This window comes from [Clostridium] aminophilum DSM 10710 (assembly GCF_000711825.1).
GTDB classification, from domain to species: Bacteria; Bacillota; Clostridia; order Lachnospirales; family Lachnospiraceae; genus Clostridium_R; species Clostridium_R aminophilum.
Map to the genome: position 1 here is coordinate 99,086 of NZ_JONJ01000003.1, position 22,557 is coordinate 121,642.

Annotated in this window: 19 protein-coding genes and 1 other annotated feature; all 19 genes read left to right on the forward strand. The window is 50.5% G+C overall.

The genetic code is table 11. From position 1 onward, the window contains the following. The first annotated feature begins 117 nt into the window (after nucleotides 1-117). Nucleotides 118-603: a CarD family transcriptional regulator gene (locus BR86_RS0103945; protein ID WP_031471698.1), complete on the forward strand. Its 486-nt coding sequence runs from the start codon at nucleotides 118-120 to the stop codon at nucleotides 601-603. Nucleotides 604-664: 61 nt separating this feature from the next. Next, nucleotides 665-927: a binding site (T-box leader), on the forward strand. A gap of 63 nt (nucleotides 928-990) precedes the next feature. Next, a complete protein-coding gene (leuS, locus tag BR86_RS0103950; RefSeq protein ID WP_031471699.1) occupies nucleotides 991-3,405 on the forward strand; it encodes a leucine--tRNA ligase in 2,415 nt (804 codons plus the stop codon). Nucleotides 3,406-3,408: 3 nt separating this feature from the next. Beyond that, entirely contained in the window at nucleotides 3,409-4,152 is a 744-nt protein-coding gene (locus BR86_RS0103955; RefSeq protein WP_031471700.1) for a hypothetical protein, read from the forward strand. A 145-nt stretch (nucleotides 4,153-4,297) separates the two neighbouring features. Further along, nucleotides 4,298-5,437, forward strand: a complete 1,140-nt coding sequence (locus BR86_RS0103960) for a ribosomal RNA processing 1 family protein (protein WP_143099311.1) — start codon at nucleotides 4,298-4,300, stop codon at nucleotides 5,435-5,437. Then, a complete protein-coding gene (locus tag BR86_RS0103965) occupies nucleotides 5,434-8,355 on the forward strand; it encodes an MFS transporter (RefSeq protein ID WP_031471702.1) in 2,922 nt (973 codons plus the stop codon). The genes BR86_RS0103960 and BR86_RS0103965 overlap by 4 nt, the downstream gene beginning before the upstream one ends. After that, complete coding sequence (locus BR86_RS0103970) at nucleotides 8,345-10,003, forward strand: PP2C family protein-serine/threonine phosphatase (RefSeq protein ID WP_051684570.1); 1,659 nt, start codon at nucleotides 8,345-8,347, stop codon at nucleotides 10,001-10,003. Before BR86_RS0103965 ends, BR86_RS0103970 begins: the two co-directional genes overlap by 11 nt. Before the next feature lie 268 nt (nucleotides 10,004-10,271). Beyond that, nucleotides 10,272-11,159: a metallophosphoesterase gene (locus tag BR86_RS0103975; RefSeq protein WP_242841556.1), complete on the forward strand. Its 888-nt coding sequence runs from the start codon at nucleotides 10,272-10,274 to the stop codon at nucleotides 11,157-11,159. A gap of 2 nt (nucleotides 11,160-11,161) precedes the next feature. Further along, nucleotides 11,162-11,959 carry a segregation and condensation protein A gene (locus tag BR86_RS0103980; protein ID WP_031471705.1) on the forward strand — a complete coding sequence of 266 codons (798 nt, stop codon included), beginning with the start codon at nucleotides 11,162-11,164 and terminating at the stop codon, nucleotides 11,957-11,959. Then, nucleotides 11,940-12,719, forward strand: coding sequence for an SMC-Scp complex subunit ScpB (gene scpB, locus BR86_RS0103985; RefSeq protein ID WP_242841557.1), 780 nt, complete (start codon nucleotides 11,940-11,942; stop codon nucleotides 12,717-12,719). The genes BR86_RS0103980 and scpB overlap by 20 nt, the downstream gene beginning before the upstream one ends. Further along, nucleotides 12,703-13,134, forward strand: coding sequence for a dUTP diphosphatase (locus tag BR86_RS0103990; RefSeq protein WP_031471707.1), 432 nt, complete (start codon nucleotides 12,703-12,705; stop codon nucleotides 13,132-13,134). The genes scpB and BR86_RS0103990 overlap by 17 nt, the downstream gene beginning before the upstream one ends. 27 nt (nucleotides 13,135-13,161) lie before the next feature. Next, on the forward strand, nucleotides 13,162-13,917 hold the full coding sequence (locus BR86_RS0103995; protein ID WP_031471708.1) for a tetratricopeptide repeat protein: 756 nt from the start codon (nucleotides 13,162-13,164) through the stop codon (nucleotides 13,915-13,917). Then, nucleotides 13,917-15,203 carry a GTPase HflX gene (gene hflX / locus BR86_RS0104000; RefSeq protein WP_051684571.1) on the forward strand — a complete coding sequence of 429 codons (1,287 nt, stop codon included), beginning with the start codon at nucleotides 13,917-13,919 and terminating at the stop codon, nucleotides 15,201-15,203. Before BR86_RS0103995 ends, hflX begins: the two co-directional genes overlap by 1 nt. Before the next feature lie 116 nt (nucleotides 15,204-15,319). Then, complete coding sequence (locus BR86_RS0104005) at nucleotides 15,320-16,687, forward strand: sodium-dependent transporter (RefSeq protein ID WP_031471710.1); 1,368 nt, start codon at nucleotides 15,320-15,322, stop codon at nucleotides 16,685-16,687. A 671-nt stretch (nucleotides 16,688-17,358) separates the two neighbouring features. Next, on the forward strand, nucleotides 17,359-18,714 hold the full coding sequence (rsxC, locus tag BR86_RS0104015; protein WP_031471711.1) for an electron transport complex subunit RsxC: 1,356 nt from the start codon (nucleotides 17,359-17,361) through the stop codon (nucleotides 18,712-18,714). 16 nt (nucleotides 18,715-18,730) lie between these two features. Then, nucleotides 18,731-19,714, forward strand: a complete 984-nt coding sequence (locus BR86_RS0104020; protein WP_038287767.1) for an RnfABCDGE type electron transport complex subunit D — start codon at nucleotides 18,731-18,733, stop codon at nucleotides 19,712-19,714. Continuing rightward, on the forward strand, nucleotides 19,711-20,313 hold the full coding sequence (locus BR86_RS0104025) for an RnfABCDGE type electron transport complex subunit G (protein WP_031471713.1): 603 nt from the start codon (nucleotides 19,711-19,713) through the stop codon (nucleotides 20,311-20,313). Before BR86_RS0104020 ends, BR86_RS0104025 begins: the two co-directional genes overlap by 4 nt. An 18-nt stretch (nucleotides 20,314-20,331) precedes the next feature. After that, the gene (gene rsxE, locus BR86_RS0104030; protein WP_038287770.1) at nucleotides 20,332-21,015 is read left to right on the forward strand and encodes an electron transport complex subunit RsxE; all 684 of its coding nucleotides are present in this window, start codon (nucleotides 20,332-20,334) and stop codon (nucleotides 21,013-21,015) included. Nucleotides 21,016-21,029: 14 nt separating this feature from the next. After that, complete coding sequence (locus BR86_RS0104035) at nucleotides 21,030-21,608, forward strand: electron transport complex protein RnfA (protein ID WP_143099310.1); 579 nt, start codon at nucleotides 21,030-21,032, stop codon at nucleotides 21,606-21,608. A 15-nt stretch (nucleotides 21,609-21,623) separates the two neighbouring features. Beyond that, nucleotides 21,624-22,541, forward strand: a complete 918-nt coding sequence (locus BR86_RS0104040) for an RnfABCDGE type electron transport complex subunit B (protein WP_075034418.1) — start codon at nucleotides 21,624-21,626, stop codon at nucleotides 22,539-22,541. Nucleotides 22,542-22,557 lie beyond the last annotated feature (16 nt).

Below are 22,557 nucleotides of genomic sequence, written 5' to 3' on the forward strand. Positions count from 1 at the left end.
CGACTGTGTTACAATCGTATCAAAGGAGGCAAAGTCTGAATTGCACGTTCAGACTTCATTGGCAGATCCGATGCGGGCTCAGTGTAATCCGGCCCGTGGCGGATACTGGAGGTAAAAATGCAGACAGGAGATTATCTGGTACACAATAGCGGGAAGGTTTGTCAAATCACCGGAACAGAGATTATGAAGCTGACGGGAAAGGACGTCCGGTATCTGATACTGACGCCGATTCGCGGATCAGCTGAGACCATCTATGTTCCGGAAGAGGTGGCATCCGCTACATTGAAACCGATTATGTCCCGGGAAGAAGCGATGAACCTGATTCACCGCATGGATGAGATTGAGCCTCTGAAGATCCGGAATGAACGTCACCGTGATCAGGAGTATGCAGCTGCATATGACACACAGGATATGGATACCATGGTTTCGGTCGTAAAGGAACTTCATAATCGTCAGGAACACCGTCGCAGCATCGGAAAGGCGCTCCCGTCGAGAGATGCGCAGATGATGGCCCGCGTGCAGAGCACGATTGACGAATGCATGGCTATTGCCCTCGGAATCCGGCCGGAGGAGGTCAGCGATTTCATCCGGGACAACCGGTAGGAGCAGACGGCTGCGCGGGCGAAAGTATTGACACGGGATCAAGAATGCGATATTCTATCGTAGAAATGCAAAGAAGAGGAATAGTAGCAGACGGAACCATTTTAGAGAACTGCCGGGCGGTGCAAGGCAGCATGGGGAAATCCGTGAACTCGCCTCGGAGCAGCGCGCGGAAGACCGCATTTTCCAAGGTATTCTGAAATGCCACGGAGGATGACGGGGGTAAGCGGCGCCGGGATGTCCCGTTACAGACCTGATGAGTGTACGTGAAAACGTAAAGCGGAGTGGTACCGCGCAGACATGAATGAATGGCCCTGCGTCTCCTGATCGGGAGATGCGGGGCTTTATCTTTTTTAGAAAACCAGAGGCAACAGAAAAGGAGCAGAAGTCATGAAATACGATTTTAAGAAGATCGAACCGAAGTGGCAGGCAGCCTGGGAAAAGAACAGGGCGTTCGAAGCGGTGGATTTTTCCGAGAAACCGAAGTGGTACGGACTGGTGGAATTTCCGTATCCGTCCGGCGTCGGTATGCATGTCGGCCACATTAAGGCATATTCCAGTATCGAGGTTATCTCCCGCAAGAGAAGAATGCAGGGATACAACGTTCTCTTCCCGATGGGCTTTGACTCCTTCGGTCTTCCGGCCGAGAACTATGCGGTCAAGACCAATACGCATCCGCATATCATCACCGAGAAGAACATTGAGCATTTTACCGATCAGCTGAAGAAGGTCGGATTCTCATTTGACTGGGACAGAGAGTTTGCGACATCCCGCAAAGATTACTATAAATGGACACAGTGGATCTTCATCCAGCTCTTCAAGAAGGGCCTGGTATTCCGTGCAAAGACACTGGTCAACTACTGCCCGCACTGCAAGGTTGTCCTCTCCAACGAGGACTCCCAGGGCGGAAAATGTGACATCTGCCACAGTGATGTCGTTCAGCTTCCAAAGGATGTATGGTATCTGCGCATCACACAGTATGCGGATAAGCTCCTCGACGGCCTGGATGATGTCGAGTATCCGGAGTCCATCAAGCAGCAGCAGGTCAGCTGGATCGGAAAGAGCACGGGTGCATTTGTCAATTTCGGTCTCGACGGCACCGACGAAAAGCTCGAGGTTTACACCACCCGCTGCGATACCCTGTTCGGTGTAACGTTCATGGTTGTTGCTCCGGAGCACCCGGTGCTGGATAAGTATAAGGACCGGATTGCTAACTGGGACGAGGTAGAGGCATACCGCGCAGAGTGCGCGAAAAAGACGGAGTTCGAGAGAACTCAGCTGGTAAAGGATAAGACCGGCGTGAAGCTGGACGGCCTTTGCGGCATCAACCCGATCACCGGCAAGAAGGTTCCGCTGTTTATCGCAGACTATGTCATGATGGGATACGGAACCGGTGCGATCATGGCGGTGCCGGCACACGATCAGAGAGACTGGGATTTCGCTAAGAAGTTCGGCGCGGAGATTATTCCGGTCATCGAGGGCGGAGACGTGGAGAAGGAAGCCTATGCGGGCGACGGAACCATGATCAACTCCGATTTCCTTAACGGATATACAAATAAGAAGGATTCCATCGCACGCATGCTCGAGGAGATCGAGAAGAGAGGCATCGGCCATAAGGGAATCCAGTACAAGATGAAGGACTGGGCGTTCAACCGTCAGAGATACTGGGGCGAGCCGATTCCGCTGGTTCACTGCCCGAAGTGCGGTACCGTTGCAATTCCGGAGAGCGAGCTTCCGCTGGAACTGCCGGATGTGAAGAACTTTGAGCCGGGTACCGACGGACAGTCCCCGCTGGCAAAGATCGATTCCTTTGTGAACTGCAAGTGCCCGCAGTGCGGCGGCGATGCAAAGAGAGAGACGGATACCATGCCGCAGTGGGCGGGATCTTCCTGGTACTTCCTGCGTTTCTGTGATCCGCACAATGACAAGGCATTTGCGGACCGCAAAAAGCTCGATTACTGGATGCCGGTGGATCAGTACAACGGCGGTATGGAGCATGTCACAAGACATCTTCTGTATTCCAGATTCTGGCATCATTTCCTCTACGACATCGGCGAGGTGGGATGCGCAGAGCCGTATGCAAAGAGAACCTATCAGGGCATGATCCTCGGCAAGGACGGCGAGAAGATGTCCAAGTCCAAGGGAAATGTTGTCGATCCGCTGGATGTTGTGGAAGAGTACGGTGCCGACACTCTTCGTACCTATGTCATGTTCATGGGCGATTACACTTCCTCTGCTCCGTGGAGCGATGATACCGTAAAGGGCTGCAAGCGATTCCTGGACCGTGTCGGCGCGCTGACGGATATTGCGACCGCAGAGAAGGAAGACGCAAAGATTGAGTCTGCGCTCCACAAGACCATCAAGAAGGTAACGGAAGACATCGAGGCGATGAAGTTCAACACCGCCATCGCTTCCATGATGGCGCTGATCAATGAGTTCGGCAGAGCAGGTGCGATCACAAAGAATGATCTGATCACCTTCATCAAGCTTCTCAGCCCGTTTGCTCCGCACATTACCGAGGAGATCTGGGAAGAACTGGGCATGAACCCGGACGGAAAGACCTTCTGTACCCTGTCCTCCTGGCCGGAGTACGATGAGGAGAAGACCAAGGATTCCACCATCGAGATCGGAGTTCAGGTCAACGGTAAGGTCAGAGGAACCGTAACGCTTGCGGTTGACTGCACCAGAGAAGAGGCGTTTGCGGCAGGAAAGGCCGATGAAAATGTTCAGAAGTTCATGGAAGGTAAGACCGTAGTCAAGGAAATCTACGTTCCGGGCAAGATTCTGAACTTTGTTGTTAAATAATCAATGCTGATCTACAATCACGCTGCCATTGAGAAAAAATGGCAGTGTGAGACGGGCAGATATCAGCTGACCGTGCCGGAAGGGGCTGTTTTCGATTCTCGGAAGATCCGGGAAGAACTGGAAAAGCTTCTCCCGGCTTTTTTGGATGACTATCGCTTTGACTACGGAAGCGATGGGCTGACACTGGGGCTGATGTTTGCGGGCTATCTTGTGTCCGGATATGTCCGGGGCGGGAATCCTTTTCTCTGTCCGCTGAAGGAACTGCCCACCGGTGATGAATATTTTCCGGAAGCACTGGACGGCGTCTACGGTTTTCTGGCGAGAACGTACCGCGATTTCGGAGAGATGTTCGACCTGACGCCGGAGGGAATAAAGGAAAATGAGGGTTATAGGGAGGACGACCGGAGGCCGGAGGCCGGAAAACGGGAGAAATCAGACCGCGCCGATGAGCGTTTTCTTCCGGTGGACAAGGCAGAGATCAAGGACGGGATGAAGGCAGAGTCAGAGTCAGAGGGGGAAACGGCATGGCGTCAGTGCAGGGACCGCTACTCGGCCATGATTTGGGAGCGATATGAAAAACGGCGTTTCCGGACGATTCCGCCCGCTTTTATGGAATATGAGCGGGCGATCCGGAGATTATACCGGGTCTGTGGATATGCGGATCCCGTAACCTGCGCGGATTTTTTGAAGATGCTGTCGCCCTTTGCGCCGAATCTTGCGGCAGAACTTCTCTCGTTTTTGGGATGAATCAAAAGAAAACAAGTCCTGTGATCCAACTTATTGATAGACATTTATATGACGAAATATGATAAAGTAAAAGGAAAATAGTAATAACGGACTGTATTTGTGTAATTTGCCAAAACGGTCATAGTCTATAGGTTGGGATAGAATTATGTTTTATACAGTGAGAGGATTGTTAAAAGACCGGGGCATCCGGCTGGAAGACACGGCCTACCGAAACTGCAATGAGCAAATGTTGGATTTCAGGATTGCTTCGGGGGATTTCTACGAGATTCCGGATGTAAGTGACGGTATCCTGCGTTTTAAGAATGCGGCGGATCTGCTCTGTTACAACATGCTTTGCGAACAGCTTCCGCCTTTGAAACGTATTGTTTTCCGGCATAAAGAAATGTTTCCGTATTACGGGGAGAATCTTGTTAAGATCTGTGAAGGCCTGAAAAACGAACCGGAATCCGTCTGCGTGGAAGGCGGTCCGTGTCTTTTTGGAGAACATGAAGTTACCGCTGTTATTGAGCTGAATGATGGATCGTCCTATTTTTTTGATTATTCCACAGGGAAGAAATATCATGATCAGGAGAATGGGGCGTATGCTCAAACCGATCTGGATCTGGCGGGATTCATGGAGCAGAACGGGGAAAATATCAAAGATATTGTCTTCCACAATCATAAGACCGGCCTGACCTATCAGGAATATCTTCATGTCTTTTTCCCGTTTGCGGTTGCCAATGCATTACAGGCAGCACTGGTGATGACTTTACCGGATATGTCTTACCGCAAATATCTGGAATACTGTCTGCGTTATCTCAGGAAAGACCTCAGGGAAAAGACGGTAAAGGGATTTGAAGAGATCCTCTATCATATAAGTGATATGTATCTTGAACTGATCGATGAGCTCAGGAAGGTTCTTGCGGTAAAAGGATTCGCCCTGGTTCATGGCCGCGATCAGAAAATGCTGGATCTTTTCTATGAAAAAAGAGCACCTTTTATTGAAAAAAACAAGGTTTTGCGTTCTTTGACTTCCAATATGGCAAAACTGGAGTCCATCAAGGATTATATTTCCATGCCGGCTCTCCCATATTATGTATTCGGATCAAAATACATTATCGAAGTCAACAGTATGGATGAGACGGATTCCTACCGCAAATGCCGTAAATTCCACAAGAAAGATACCGTGATGGGGTGTATCCTGTTTCCGGAGCTGCTGAGTGAGGACGGAATCAATACGCTTTACTGTACGACTCCGGAATACAAGGATTACGGCAAGTTTAAATCTGAACTGGAGGAATTATGAAGGATTATCTTTTTTCCCATAAAACCAGAAAGGCCGATATCCTTCTTATGTTTGTGGTCGGCCTTCTTTTGATGATCTGTCTGCATTTCAGGGTTCCGATAGCGGAGGTTTTTTCCAAAACCAAGGAGATATCGCTGGGATATATCACCAGAGAATATAAGGGTCTTTATTATGTTATCGATAACGGTCATTCAAGAATCATGTGTTTTGATTCGGATGGAAAAGAGCGTTACTCGATCGTAGATCCAAGCGATAACGGATCGAGCATTTTGTATATCGATGACTGTTTGATAACGGATGAGAATCTGTATCTTTCCGTCTCGGAATGGGATGGCATGCTGCTGGCCAGAGAACTGGTCATGAAGTATGATCTGGATGGCAATTATATCGAAAATGTCACCCAGAACATCTACGACGGCTATCAAAACAACAAACACTCCTTCTATGGTCTGACGGAAGATCAGGGAGCGCTTATGTTTGGCGAATGCATGGCCGATTCGGTCCTGATTCACCGCATTAAGGACGGAATGGATGAGGAAAAACGGATCCCTTATCCGGATGCCTTTGATTCGGTAAGCGATCTTGTCATTGAGCGTGATGCGGTCTTCATCATGGACAAGAACGGTCAGATCAATCGTTTTGAAAAAAATACGCCGGAGCTGATCTATACGACAGATGGGGAAAATGAAGAAAATCGTATTCCGTTCTGCATGGATGTCAAAAACGGTGAGGTATATTTTACAGACATCAGAAATCTGGAAGCGGTCAGGATCGATGGCGAAGATCAGAAGACCATAGTGATGATCGAAGGTACCGATTCGCAGACGGTCACGGTATGTTCAGAGAATGATGATCTTTTGGTGACCAATTCCGATGGTATCCGGCGCATTGGAGAAAACGAGGCCCAATTCACGGAGATCCGAAAATCGGACGCCGATCTGGTAAGACAGTATGTATTTTTAGGCTGTTCGGTGTTGCTGTTTCTTGCCGGCATCCTGTTTGTTCTTCGACTGTTCATGGATGTTTCCGGCCTCAGATTTAATACCGCTAAGAGCGCTCCTTTTACGATTGTGATCGTCGGAGCGGTGATTTTAGCGGTACTCAGTACGACCCTGCTCAATGCGTTTCGTGATTCTTATATGGATAAGATCAGAGAACAGCTGAGAGCCACAGCGCTGATTGTTTCGGAGAGTATTGATGAAGCCGATGTGAGCAATATCAAAAAGGCATCTGATTTCAATTCCGAATCGTATCTCAACCTGATTGACCGGATGGAAAGCGCTTTCCCGATGAACGTTGATTTCTACAGGACGGCTTACTGCAATATTCTGAAGCTGTCTGAGGACAGACAAACCGGTTACGGCATTGCCTATCTGGATCAGTCCATCGGTGTATATTTTCCACTCGATGAAGTCGAATATGATGAGGTGAGAGAGGTCTATGACACCGGCAATGCGGTCTGGAACGATGCCGTTGCCGATGTCACCGGTACTTACCTGTCTGTAAAGGTGCCGGTCTACTCATCCGATCGGAATGTCATCGGGGCGGTAGCGGTTGGCGCCGATACCTATGTGGTATCGGATATGATCCAGCAGATGCAAAAAGATGTACTGTTTTCGATAGTCATCATCCTTCTGCTGCTGTGGGTAATGACCAGTGAGGGGCTTTCGTTCTTTTATCTGATCAGCCGCTATCGTGAAAAGAAGATAAAAAAGATCGGGAATGCTGTGGTTCCGGTCCATCTGATCAGACTGCTGATCGTTCTGGTGTTTACGGCTTTCAATATGGTGTCGTCCTTCCTGCCGGTTTACATTTTAAAAAGATGTGAATTGTTTGCGGGGAGTTATGCCGGTCTGATCGCGTCGCTGCCTTTGACGGTCAATATCTTTGTTATGGGGATCATGTCACTGGTATCCGCAAAACTTGTCAGACGTTTTGGCATAAAGAAAATCTTTATGTTTGCCTGCCTGTTCGCTATGGCCGGAAATCTGACCATGCTGATACCGAACTATTTTACAATGGTATTGGGTCTGTTGCTGGATGGTATCGGTGTAGGTCTGATCTCCAACTCGATCTACATCATGCTGACTTACCTGAATGATAAGCAGGTTCGGAATGAATGTCTGAACAATTACAATTCCGCCAGCCTTTCCGGTATCAACATGGGTATGCTTTTCGGTGGTATTATAGCTACGACGCTCGCACAGAAATATGTCTTTGTCTTTGTGGCAATGACCTGGCTGTCGCTGTTCTTCTTCGCCGGATTCCTGGCAGGTAAACTGCAGGATATCATAGCGAGCGATGAGAATGCTGAGTTTACTGCGGACGCCAGACAGAACGTTTCAGGGTTTATCTTTCATAAGACGATCCTGTCGTTCTTTGTGCTGATCCAGAATCCGTATATCATCTTCAACAGCTTTGTGTTCTACTTTGTTCCGGTTTTTGCGGAAAGCATAGGATATAATGAAACGGTCATCTCTGTACTGCTGGTATTGTACTCGGAAGTAGCGGTACTGTTAGGTTCCCGCGTATGGGACAAGACGGAAAAGGCGTTTGGAGATTACGCGATCTATCTGGCGATCGGACTCAATGTTGTTGCGTTTGCGATCTTTGCGGCGCAGCCGGAACTTATCGGTATCATCATTGCACTGATCGTAATGGGCATCAGCGCTTCCTTCGGAAAGCCGACGCATCAGTCATTCTTCCTGCGGCAGAAACCAACGGTTGAATTCGGTCAGGACAATGCGATCGGTGTCTATAACTTTACCGAGAATATCGGTGAATCACTCGGCCCCGTCATCTTCTCAAGACTTCTGGGTGCCGGAGGTGTCACAAACATGTCTTTCCTGGCATGCATAAGCGGTCTGGGATTATTGCACTACATCATAAACAGAAAGGAGCTGGGCCATGGAAAATAAGAAGAAATCCATAAACAGAGCGTTGTATACCGGTACGACGGTACTGGTCCTGGTTATCAGCCTTTTGATGGGGGCGTTCGGTTTCTGGTCTTATGTGGATACGGTCTTTCAAAAAGACCAGGCTTATCTGCGCGATATACTGAAGCTCACCCAAAAATATATCGACGGTGATGACCTGGAAAAATGCATCGAAACGAAACAGAAGAGCGAAAAATACGAATATGCTCAGAGTTTCCTTGACCAGGTTAAGGAGAACTATGATGATATCGAATACATCTATATCATTAAACCGCTGAATGCCAATGATTCCGACAACATTATGGATGTCATGGCCGGGATTACCGCGGAAGAAAAGGAAACAGATTATGATTTCTATTCCGTCGAACTGGGTAAACTGAACAAAGATGGTTATTCGGCAACCGTTGCCGGACAATATCTTAATGGTATGGACGCGAAAGACATTACGTATTTCGCCAACCACACCGAGTTCGGCTATGATTATACCGGCATGTTGCCGATCCGAAATTCGCAGGGAAAAGCGGTTGCCCTGCTGGCAATCGATATATCCATGAATGAAATCACAAAAGTCCTGATGACTTATGCAGTGGCAACGCTGGTTATGATGATTCTGATTGCTATGCTGGCCGTTTATTTTGTCAACCGGTGGCTGAAGAATCGCGTCATTGATCCGGTGCTCAGACTCGAAAAAGTATCGGAAGCATTTGTGGAAAGCAGCCGCAGAGCGGAAATGCCGGAAGAGCTGGTCATCAACGACCCGGACATTCATACAGGGGATGAGATTGAATCGCTTTCCGTCGCGATATCGGACATGTTTGTCGGAATGAAGAACTATATGAGTTCCCTGTTAACGGTTACCAGGGAAAAGGAGAGGATTGGCGCCGAACTGGACGTTGCAAACAACATCCAGGCGTCCATGCTGCCAAGGATATTCCCGGCATTCCCGGATCACAACGAATTCGATATCTATGCGACAATGGATCCGGCCAAGGAAGTGGGCGGTGATTTCTATGACTACTTTATGCTGGATGATCATACCATCGGCCTGGTCATGGCCGACGTTTCCGGCAAGGGTGTACCGGCTGCATTGTTCATGGTTATTTCCAAGACACTGATCAAGAACCGGTGTCAGGATTCCCGTTCTCCGGCTGAAGTTCTGAGCTATGTCAATGATCAGCTCAGCGAAGGGAATGACAGTGATATGTTTGTCACGGTATGGCTGGCTATCCTGGATATCAATACCGGAAAAGGCCTGGCTGCCAATGCCGGACATGAGCATCCGGCGATCCGGAGAAAAGGCGGCAAGTATGAACTGGATATCTATCGTCATTCTCCTGCCGTGGCAACGATGGAAGGTATGCGTTTCCGAGAGCATCCGTTTGAACTTAATCCGGGTGATTCTCTCTTCGTCTACACAGACGGTGTGCCGGAGGCAAATGATGAGGCCGGAAAATTCTACGGCACTGACCGCATGATCGAATGTCTCAATGCGGATCCGGATGCTGACGTTCAGAAACTACTGATCGAAGTAAGAGAAGATATCAGAAAGTTCGCCGGAGAGGCGGAACAGTTCGATGATATCACCATGCTGGTCTTTGATTTCTGGGGACCGGATGGAAAACAGAAGTGATAAGACTGCAAGCCCTCACTGCCTTTTGACGGTGGGGGCTTGCGGTCTTTCCGCAATGCCGGGATGAGGCTTTACCATTCTGTCCGCAAAACAGATGCGAATCATGGGGGCAAAGAACCTTGACGGCGATTCATGCGTCAGTGTAAAATGAAGTTTACTATGTATAAGTGTGCAAAAACCACAGAAAACTCTTCTCGGGTCTCACGACGCAGGGGCATCCGGGGGAAGCATACGGGCATAAAATGTGAATGAGAAAGGCGAATGGAACGTGAAGATTCTGGGAAAAAATCTTAAACAGATCCTTCCCGGCCTTGCTGCGGCCGGTGCCGCGGCAGGGGCGGCTTTTTATGCGCGTTCGGAATATGAGAAGAACCATTTTGTGACCGGAACCTATGTGATTCGATCGGAGAAGATCCGGGAGAAGGACCGGAAATTTATTTTTCTGACAGACCTTCACGAAAAACGATTCGGCATTGACAATGCGCCGCTTATCCGGGCGATCCGCCGGGAGGCACCGGACGGGATTCTGGTCGGCGGAGATATGGTTGTCTGCAGAAGAAGCGACGGCGGAAAACCGGTCTGTGAGGCGACGCTTTCTCTTCTGCGGAGACTGTCGGAGGATTTTCCAGTGTGGTATTCCTACGGAAACCATGAAGACCGGATCGGAGAATCGGAGCCGTTTTTTTCACAGCTCCGTGAGGCAGGCGTCCGGATTCTGGACGATGAGAGCGTGGATATCGGAAGCGATCTCCGGATTACCGGATGTCGCGTCGATGAGAAATATTACCGTCATGTTCTGACGATGCCGGAGATTGCGGCAGACGCCATTGAACGGCATATCGGGCCTTGCCGGTCCCGGGACGGGGAAGAGCGGTTTGAACTTCTGATGCTTCATTCGCCCCTCTTTTTAAAAGCGGCGGCGAAATGGGGAGCGGATCTTGTTCTGTCCGGGCATTTTCACGGAGGAACGGTTCGGATCCCGGCCATCGGCGGGCTGATGACACCGCAGTACCAGTTTTTCTGCCCCTACTGTTCGGGCGGATTTGAGGAAGAAAAAACCAGGATGATTGTGGGCCGGGGACTCGGCACACATTCGGTCAACATTCGAATCAATGACATGCCGGAGCTTCTGGTCTTAAAACTTGTGCGGGGATGACTATGGAGATATCGTATAAGCTCGACAATTTCGAGGGGCCGCTTGACCTCCTTCTGAAACTGATCGAGAAGAATAAGGTGAGCATTTTCGATATTCCGATCGAGATGATCACCGATCAATATCTGGAATATGTTCGGCAGATGCCGCAGGAGGATCTGGATCTTCTCAGTGATTTCCTTGTCATGGCGGCGACACTCCTTGCCATCAAGTCGAAGATGCTGCTTCCGGCGGAAAAGAAAGAGGAGGAAGAGGGCGATCCGAGAGAAGAGCTTGTCAAACGTCTTCTCGAATACAAGATGTACAAGTACATTTCGCAGGAACTGCGCCTGTATGAGCTGAATTCCGAAGACCGTTTCTACCGCGCACCGACGGTGCCGAAAAAGGTTCAGCAGTATGAAGCGCCGATCGACCTGGATAAGCTTCTGGCAGGCATCACGACGGAGCGGCTGAAACACGTATTTCAGATGGTAATGAGAAGACAGCAGCAGTCCATTGACCCGATCCGGAGTAAATTCGGAACAATCCGGAAAGAGCCGGTCAGCCTGGAGGATACAGTAAAACGGGTGCTGAGATACGCGAGAAAACGGAGAAATTTCAAGTTTAGTCAGGTAATCGCCGAGGATCACGACCGCATTCATGTGGTGGTTTCCTTTCTCGCGTTGTTGGAACTGATGAAAATCGGAAAGATCCGCCTGGTTCAGGAGAATCTTTTCGATGAGATGGATATCGAGACGATCGAGCCGGAAGGCGAGACGGATGATCTGGATCTGGAGGAATTGAGTGACTTTGACGGAGAATGAGAAGAACAAGCGCATCGTGGAAGCTGTGCTGTTTACGATGGGAAAATCGGTGGATCTCGCTCATCTGGCCGCTGCGATCGAATCAACTCCGAAGGCGGCGGAAAACGCGGTGACGGAGCTTGCGAGGGAATATGATGAGCAGAGTCGGGGAATGCAGATTATCCGGCTCAACGATTCCTACCAGATGTGCACCAGAGAAGAGTTCTACAATAATCTCATCACAGTGGTGAAGATCCCGAAGAAGCAGAATCTGACGGATGCCATGCTGGAAACCCTGTCCATTGTGGCATACCGGCAGCCGGTTACCCGACTGGAGATCGAGAAGATCCGCGGCGTCAAATCGGATCACGCGATGAGCAAACTTCTGGAATACGATCTGATCTATGAGGTCGGCAGGATGGAAGCGCCGGGGCGTCCGATGCTTTTTGCCACGACGGAGGAATTCCTCCGCCGTTTCGGCGTTTCCGGAAAAGACGAACTTCCGAAGGTGCCGGAAGATAAGACGAAGCTTTTCGCGCAGCAGGCGGCGGAAGAGATTCGGCTGGATGATCCGGAGATGATGGCGCGTGTACAGGAGGAAGCAGTCAATCCGGAATTTGATATAACTTCGGATTCGCAGGAGAACCGTCATGACGAAATGCGCGATGAACGGTCAGAAAATGATGAGATGAGATCAGAGAGCGGAGACGGAGAGCCGGAAGACGGCGATCATCCGGAAGTTTTCGCGACGGAAGGGACAGAAGATGAAAATCAGAATTAAATATTTTACCGATAAAATTGAGAAACTCTGCTATATTGACGGAAAATCCGACTGGATTGATCTCCGCGCGGCGGAGGATGTCGTGCTGAAGAAGGGCGAATTCCGCGCAATTCCGCTGGGGATTGCCATGCAGCTGCCGGAGGGATATGAGGCACATGTGGTTCCGAGATCCAGCACGTTCAAGAATTTCGGAATTATCCAGACCAATCACATGGGTGTGGTGGATGAGAGCTACTGCGGAGATAACGACCAGTGGTTTATGCCGGTACTTGCGGTGAGAGATACCGAGATCCATACCGGCGACCGGATCTGCCAGTTCCGCATCATGGAGCATCAGCCGAAGATTGAATTTGAGGAAATGGACCATCTGGACGGTGAGGACCGGGGCGGACTGGGAAGCACCGGCAGAAACTGAGAACAGCATCCGGCATCGGAGGAGACAATGAGAAGACCAAGTGAGAGCCGCAGAAAAAGCGACGGGAACAGAGCACGAATCATCGGAAGGATGAAACGGGAAGGAGCAGCTCTTCTGACCGTGGGCATGCTTGCGTGGGGCCTGACCGGATGCGGACCGTCGGGAGAGGCAAAGGAACTCCGGCTGGCCGGAATTGAGGCGCTGGAGCAGGGAGACTGCGAAGCGGCACTGGAAAAACTGACGTCCGCGCTGGAAAGCGGAAAAGGAGCGGGAAAGGATTTCCGCATCGATACGATGCAGTATATTGCGGAGGCACAGTACCGGTCCGGAGATTTTAAGGCGGCGGCCGGCACACTGGGCGATCTGGTTTCTCTGGACGGAGACCGGGCGGAATTCTGGTATCTGAAAGCGGCCGCGGAGGCGAAGGATTCGGACTACGAGCAGGCTCTGACCGATCTGAATACTGCGGGCAAGAAGGACAAGAAACTCCCGAAACTGACCACACCGGGCGCGGAAGACGCCATTCTGCTCACCGCGAAGGCTCTGGCGGAAGGCGGAGAGGCCGATACGGCGAAGGAACTTCTGGACCGGTTTGAGGAAAAGGCGGCCAAAGAGACGGCGCGCGATTTCCGGACAACCAGAGGCTTCGTGTATGAGAAGCAGGGTGAGTGGGCGAAGGCAGCCGAAACACTGGAAGGTGTGCTCAGAGAGTACGGAGAAGACGAGGCGATCCGCAGGGAATATAACTTTGCACTGAGCAGAAAAGAAGAAAGCGAAGGATAATGGCTGAACTGATTGATATCGAAGAAAAGAGAGAAAAACTGATTCTCTGTGCGGTATGCACGGGAGAAACGGCGGAAGCGGAGGAGTCCCTGGATGAGCTGGCGGAACTCTGCGATACCGCGGGGGCGGTCACACTCGGAAGAGTAATTCAGAATCTGGACTGCCCGAGCAAAGCGACGTATTTCGGAAAAGGCAAGGTGGAGGAGATCCGTCTTCTGGCTCTGCAGCTCGGCGCGACGGGAATTGTGTGTGACGATGAGCTTTCCCCGGCGCAGCTCCGCAATCTGGAAGATGCACTGGACATGAAGGTGATGGACCGCACCATGGTTATCCTGGACATTTTTGCAGACCATGCGATCACCAGCGAGGGAAAGATTCAGGTTGAGCTGGCTCAGCTCAAATACCGTGCCATCCGCCTCACCGGTTTCCGTGATTACCTCTCCCGACTCGGCGGAGGAATCGGAACCAGAGGACCGGGTGAGAAAAAGCTGGAGGTGGACCGGAGACGGATCCATGACCGGATTGGTCAGCTGAAAGCGGAACTCAAAGATGTCGAGCGCCACCGGGAAGAATCCAGAAAGCAGAGAAAGAGCGGATATACGCTGAGCTGCGCGATTGTCGGATATACGAACGCCGGCAAATCGACACTGCTGAATACTCTGACCGGGGCCGGAATTCTCGCGGAAGACAAGCTCTTTGCGACGCTGGATCCGACCACAAGGGCGATGGAACTGGACGGGGGACAGACGGTTCTTCTGACGGATACCGTCGGATTTATCCGTAAGCTCCCGCATAATCTGGTCGACGCGTTCCGCAGTACGCTCGAGGAGGCAAAATACAGCGACATCATTATCCATGTGGCAGACTGCACGAATCCGCAGGTGGAAGCGCAGATGCACACAGTGTATGAAACACTCCGGGAACTCGGGATCGGTGACCGTCCGGTGGTCACGGTCTTTAATAAGATCGACCGGGAAGGTGCGCCGGATGTGATCAAGGATCTGAACGCGGATTATACGGTTCGTCTCTCGGCAAAGACCGGAGAGGGCGTCGAAGAGCTGAAGGACATTCTGGGAATGATTCTTCGCTCCAGAAGGGTTTATCTGGAAGAGGTGTACGGATACAACGAGGCCGGCATTGTCCAGAAAATCCGGAAAAACGGTCAGCTTCTGAGCGAGGAGTATGCGGAAGACGGCATTCACGTTACGGCATATGTTCCGGCCGAACTGTTTGGAACGCTGATCCGGAAAAAAGACGCGGAAAAGGACGGCAATAAGGACGAATAAAAGAGGCTTTGGCGAAAAAAATGAACGAAAAAAAGCACTGTTGCTTGATATGAACCGCAATTTATGGTACATATTGAAAATGCATATAGTGTTTCGCTTTAAAGGGGAAAAGAAAAATGGGTAGAGAAAAATTTGCGTCGCGCCTCGGATTCATTCTGATCTCGGCCGGATGTGCAATCGGACTGGGAAATGTATGGAGATTCCCGTATATTGTCGGACAGTACGGCGGAGCAGCGTTTGTATTGCTTTATCTGGCCTGCCTTGTGCTTCTCGGTCTTCCGGTCATTGTGATGGAGTACGCCGTCGGGCGTGCGAGTCAGAAGAGCATTGCGCTTTCGTTTGAGCAGATCGAGCCGAAGGGATCGAAATGGCATGTTTACAAATGGTTCGGCATGGCCGGCAACTATCTTCTGATGATGTATTATACGACCATCACCGGATGGCTTCTGTACTATTTTGTGAAGATGATCCGCGGTGATTTCAACGGTCTGGATTCCGAGGGGGTCGGAGCGCAGTTCACGGGAATGCTCGGACAGCCGGAGATCATGGTCGGCTTTATGATTGCGGCGGTGACGATCGGTTTCGCCATCTGCTCGAAGGGACTGCAGAACGGCGTGGAGCGAATCACAAAGTTCATGATGCTTCTGCTGCTGTGCCTGATGGTGGTTCTGGCGATCAATTCCGCTGTAATTCCGGGAGGAAAAGCGGGACTGGAATTCTACCTGAAGCCCGATTTCGGAAAGATCCGTGACGCGGGAATCGGCTCTGTCCTCTTTGCGGCGTTCGGACAGGCGTTCTTCACGCTCAGCATCGGTATCGGTGCCATGGCGATCTTCGGAAGCTACATCGGAAAAGAGAGAAGACTGACCGGAGAGGCGGTCAATGTGCTTCTTCTGGATACCTTTGTTGCGTTCATGTCCGGACTGATCATTTTCCCGGCCTGCGCGGCATACGGTGTCGAGGCAAATGCCGGCCCGGGCCTGATCTTTGTGACACTGCCGAATGTATTCAATCATATGCCGTTCGGACAGTTCTGGGGCTCTCTCTTCTTTGTATTTATGAGTTTTGCCGCACTTTCCACGGAGGTCGCGGTATTCCAGAACATTATTTCGTTTGCTACGGATCTGACCGGTTGCAGCGTGAAAAAAGCCTGCGCGATCAACTATCCGGTCATCGTTCTGCTGTCACTTCCGTGTACACTTGGATATAACGTGCTCAGCTTTATCCAGCCTCTCGGTGCGGGATCGACCGTTCTCGATTTTGAGGACTTCATCGTCAGCAACAATCTCCTTCCGATCGGAAGTCTGGTTTATCTCATGTTCTGCACTGCAAGCTTTGGATGGGGCTATCAGAATTTTGAGAAAGAGGCCAATGAAGGAATGGGAATTTCGTTTCCGAAATCTTCCCGCCTCTATGTTACCTACCTCTGTCCGTTGATTCTGATGTGCATCTTCGTTCAGGGATACATTGCGTTGTTTGCGTAAGGCGGGAAACAGAGAAAAAGAACAGAGAGCAGAAAAGCGGACGGCATCAGCCGGATGCGGGACTGCCGGCTGTTGCAGAAATGATTAAAACAGAAAATGAAATTGAGAATACCCCGGCCGGGAAAAGGCCGGGGTATTTTATGCGGCGGGTATATTATGCGGCCAGGTATTTCTTTGCGGCCGGAGGGTTTCTTTTCAGGCGTCTGGAGGATCAAAGAATGCCTGTTTATGGGAGGGTTGATTATTTTTTTGGACGATTGTTCAGGCCGGATCATCCGGAATCATGGATTTTGCGGGAAACCGGATACGAATCATGAGAGGACAAAAAAACAGATATTGATGATGGATAATATGATTGAGTAAAAAATGAGGAGCAAAAAAGGAGGGGGATTGTTAAAAAATAAATATAAACTTTTTCTGAAAAACGTCGATATAAACATAGCACATTTTGGGGTTCCGTATCATGGACTCTGTTCCATAACACGGAATACTGAAAAACATTGTATCAAATTAAATACATCTTTCCTTGAGATGGAAGTTAACGTTACATTGTTAAAATTTTATTCTTATGATATACTCAAATGTGCGTAAATATGCGATTTTTCTGCTTTTTCTTAGGGGGATGCAGAAAATACAGCAAGAAAAATCCAAAAAGAAAGAAGGGTTAATTGATGGGTTTGGCTACGTTTATTGGTGGCGTTCATCCCTTTGAGGGAAAGGAACTGTCCCAGGATCGACCGATCCAGGTTCTGGAGCCGCAGAAGGGCGAAGAGATGGTATTTCCGCTGTCTCAGCACATCGGAGCTCCGGCAAAACCGCTGGTACAGGTTGGCGACCGCGTTCTTAAAGGTCAGATCATCGCAGAGCCGGGTGGCTTTATCTCAGCAAATGTGCTGAGTTCCGTATCCGGTACTGTCAAGAAGATTGAACCGAGACTGGTTGCGAATGGTGCAAAAGTGAATTCCATCATCGTTGAGAATGATGGAGAAGAAGAGGCGATTGAGCACTTTGGCGAGGATCGTGATTACACGAAGCTTTCCAAGGAGGAGATCGTTCAGATCGTTAAGGATGCCGGCATTACCGGTCTCGGAGGCGCAGGCTTCCCGACTCACGTAAAGCTCGCTCCGAAGGATCCGAGCAAGATCGATTATGTAATCGTAAACGGCGCAGAGTGCGAGCCGTATCTTACCAGCGATTATCGTCTCATGATGGAGCAGCCGGAGAAAATTGTCGGCGGTGTAAAAGTTATGCTGTCTCTCTTTGAGAATGCAAAAGGCGTGATCGGTATCGAGAACAACAAGCCGGAAGCAATCAAGAAGCTGAAAGAGATGGTTAAGGATGAGCCGAGAATCGAAGTCTGCGAGCTTCTGACAAAGTATCCGCAGGGTGGTGAGCGTACGCTGATCAAGGCGGTAACCGGCCGAGAGATCAGTTCCGCAAAGCTTCCGGCAGATGCGGGATGCATCGTTGACAACACCGATACCGTTGTTTCCATCTACAATGCTGTCTGTAAGACAACACCGCTGATCCGTAAGATCATTACCGTGACCGGTGATGCGGTTACCACACCTCAGAACTTCGAAGTTCGTCTCGGAACAAACTACCAGAGACTGGTAGAGGCTGCCGGCGGCTTCAAGACTCAGCCTGAGAAAATGCTCTCCGGCGGACCGATGATGGGACAGGCTCTGTTCACCATCGATTTCCCGGTTGCCAAGACTTCCTCTGCCCTGACCACATTCACCAAGGATGAGGTTGCGGCAAATGCTCCGTCTGCATGTATCCGCTGCGGAAGATGTGTTGAGGTATGTCCGGAGCATCTCGTACCGGTAATGATGATGAAGGCTTCCGAGCGTCAGAACCTGGATGACTTCACCGCTCTGTACGGTATGGAGTGTGTAGAGTGCGGTTCCTGTGCATTTATCTGCCCGGCTCACCGTCCGCTCACACAGGCGTTCAAGCAGATGCGTAAGGCAGTAGGCGCTGCAAGAGCAGCAAGAGCAAAGGCTGCAGCAGAAGCAAAAAACTAAGGAGAGGTGAAGAATAATGGAAAAGTTTTATAATGTATCGTCATCGCCTCACGTTAGAAGCAAGACTTCTACGCAGAACCTTATGCTCGACGTGATCATTGCGATGATCCCGACCTCAATCTGGGGTATCTACCATTTTGGAATGAACTCGCTGGTGATTCTCGTTGCGACTGTCGCAGCGTGCGTACTCACTGAGCTTGTATATCAGAAGGCAATGCATAAGCCGGTTACCATCGCGGACCTGAGTGCCGTTGTTACCGGTATGATCCTTGCCCTGAATATGCCGCCGCAGGTTCCGGTATGGATTCCGGTATTCGGCGGAGTGTTCGCAATCCTCGTTGTAAAGCAGCTTTACGGCGGACTTGGACAGAACTTCATGAACCCGGCACTGGCAGCAAGATGCTTCCTGCTGATCTCCTTTGCGACCTTCATGAACAACTTCTCCTTCTCCAACGGAGCAGCTTCCTTCGACTCCGTATCCGGTGCTACACCGCTTGCATCCCTTCGTGCAATTCACAAGGGTGCAGAGGCAGCTTCCGTATACAGCCTTCAGGATCTCTTCATCGGAAATACACCGGGAACCATCGGTGAGGTATCCGCTGTTGCACTTCTGATCGGAGGCATTTACCTCATCGTCCGGAAGGTAATCAGCTGGAGAATTCCGGTATGCTATATCGGAACATTTGCAGTTCTGACCTTCCTTTTCGGCGGCTTTGATGCAAACTATGTGATCTCTGAGGTTTGTGCCGGCGGTCTGATCTTCGGTGCATTCTTTATGGCAACAGACTATGTTACCAGCCCGATCACCGAGAAGGGACAGTATGTATTCGGTGCTGTTCTTGGTCTCTTCACCTGCATCTTCCGTCTGAAGGGTGCTTCTCCGGAGGGCGTTTCTTATGCGATCATCCTGAGCAATCTGCTCGTTCCGCTGATCGAGAGAATCACAATGCCGGTAGCATTCGGTATCGAGAAAGTTAAGAAGGAGGAGAAGAAGGCATGAACAAGGGAATCATTCATGACGCACTGGTCCTCTTTGCGATCACACTGATCGCTGGTTTCGCACTGGGCGCGGTTCACGAGGTAACACTCGCACCGATCCAGGCCTCCAAGAAGGCAGCGGCAACAAAGACATATCAGGAAGTATTTGCAGATGCAGCTTCCTTTGGCGACACGGTTGTTGTTTCCGATTCTGATTCTGCGGCTGCGGTTGCAGGCAATGATTTCGGCAAGGTTACCGTAAATGATTACATGGAAGCTCTCGATGCGAGCGGCGCGAAGATCGGATATGTTGTGTCCGCAACTTCCGGCGACGGTTACAAGGGTCCGATTCAGGTTGCTGTCGGAATCAATAATGACGGACAGATCACCGGTATCGGCTTCCTGACCATCGATGAGACACCGGGACTTGGTATGAAGGCAAAGGATCCGGAATTCAAGGATCAGTTTGCAGGCAAGGATGCACAGTTCTTTGAACTTTCCAAGACCGGCGCTTCCGCTGACAATCAGATCAACTGCATCAGCGGTGCGACCTTCAGTTCCAAGGCAACCATGAACGCAGTAAACGCAGCAGTCGCATTCAGCAAGACGCTTGCGAAATAATAAGGGAGGGAGAGAAAAATGAATAAATACGCAGAACGTATCTATAACGGCGTATGGAAAGAAAATCCGACATTTGTTCAGATGCTCGGACTCTGCCCGACCCTTGCGGTAACCACATCCGCTATCAATGGCGTCGGCATGGGCGTATCCAGTACGGCCGTTCTGGTTCTCGCGAACCTGCTGATTTCAGCACTCAGAAATATGATCCCGGGCCGTGTTCGTCTTCCTGCCGAGATTGTAGTCGTAGCATCTCTCGTAACTGTCGTAGATATGCTTATGGCAGGTTTCACACCGGCACTGTACTCCGCACTTGGTCTGTACATTCCGCTGATCGTAGTTAACTGTATCATCCTTGGCCGTGCAGAGGCTTATGCGATGAAGAATTCTCCGATCCCGTCTCTCTTTGACGGTCTCGGAATGGGTATCGGATTCACCTTCGGTCTTGTAGCTCTGGGCGCTCTTCGTGAGCTCTTCGGCGCAGGTACCGTATTCGGTATTCAGGTAATGCCGGCCGGCTTCACACCGATCTCCATCATGATCCTTGCACCGGGCGCATTCTTCGTTATCGCAGTACTCACTGCACTTCAGAACAAACTGAAGGCACCGAGCGCAACCAATGTCCGTGAAGACGGTATGACCGGCGACGGCATGGCTGTTACAGGTTTCAAGGCACACAGCGACAAGCCGGATATGGCAGAATAAGGAGGGGAGGATAAATTATGAATTTACTTATTATCGCGATTACCTCCGCACTGGTTTCGAACGTAGTCCTGAGCCAGTTCCTTGGTATCTGCTCATTTGTCGGCGTATCCAAGAGCCTTAAGAACTCCGCAGGTATGGGCGGCGCCGTTATCTTTGTAACCTTTATCGCTTCAACCGTTGCAGCACTTCTCTACAAATTCGTTCTCAGCCCGCTGGGACTGGATTATCTGAGAACCATCGTATTCATCCTGGTAATCGCTGCTCTGGTTCAGATCGTTGAGATGTTCATGAAGAAGACCATGAAGAGCCTCTACAACGCTCTCGGTGTATATCTTCCGCTGATCACCACAAACTGTGCCGTACTTGGTGTGGCAATCTCCAATGTTAACAACGGATACAGCTTTGTTGAGAGTATCGTGAACGGTGTCGGCACCGCAATCGGCTACCTCATTTCCATCTGCCTGCTCGCAGGTATTCGTGAGCACCTTGAGGGAAATGACGTTCCGTATTCCTTCCAGGGAATGCCGATCGTTCTGGTAACTGCAGGTCTGATGGCGATTGCATTTTTCGGATTTTCCGGATTACAGCTGTAAAAGGAGGAGACGAAAATGAATACAGTGATGATCATTACTTCCATGCTGGTAGTTGCAGCAGTCGGAATCGTCGTTGGTTTCGGCCTTGGAATCTTCGGTGAGAAGTTCAAGGTTGAGGTCGATGAAAAAGAAGCAGCAGTTCGTGAAGCTCTTCCGGGCAACAACTGCGGTGCCTGCGGTTTTGCAGGATGTGACGCGATGGCAAAAGCGATTGCGTCAGGTCAGGCAGCAGTAAACGGATGTCCGGTCGGCGGTGACGGAGTTGCGGCTCTGATCGCGGATATCATGGGCGTTCAGGCGGAAGCGGCAGATAAGAAGGTTGCATATGTAAGATGCTCCGGCACCTGCGATGCGACCAAGGCAAAGTATAACTATTCCGGTATCAAAGATTGCCGTATGGCGACCGTAGTTCCGGGTGCCGGCGATAAGGCATGCAGCGTCGGATGTATGGGATTTGGTTCCTGCGTTCAGGCCTGCGAGTTTGATGCTATTCACGTAGTAAACGGTGTTGCCGTTGTCGACAAGGATGCCTGCAAGGCCTGCGGTAAGTGTATCGATGCCTGCCCGCAGAAGCTTATTCAGCTTGTTCCGTATAAGCAGGATACTTTCGTTCGCTGCGTGAACAAGGACAAGGGACCGGCTGTCAAGGCGGTATGTTCCAACGGATGTATCGGATGCACGCTCTGCACAAAGCAGTGTAAGTTCGACGCGATCCACATGGACGGCGGCGTAGCAGTCATCGACTACTCCAAGTGTAAGAACTGCGGCCTCTGTGCTGCTGTTTGCCCGGCAAAGGTTATTCAGCATCCGAAGGCTGAGCAGCTTCGCGAGGCGATTGCAAAGAAGAAGGCAGCAGATGCTGCAAAGAAGAAAGCAGAGCTTGAGGCTGCAAAGGCCGCAGAGGCTGCTGAGGCTCCGAAGACAGAGGCATAAGGTTTCTGACGGAGAA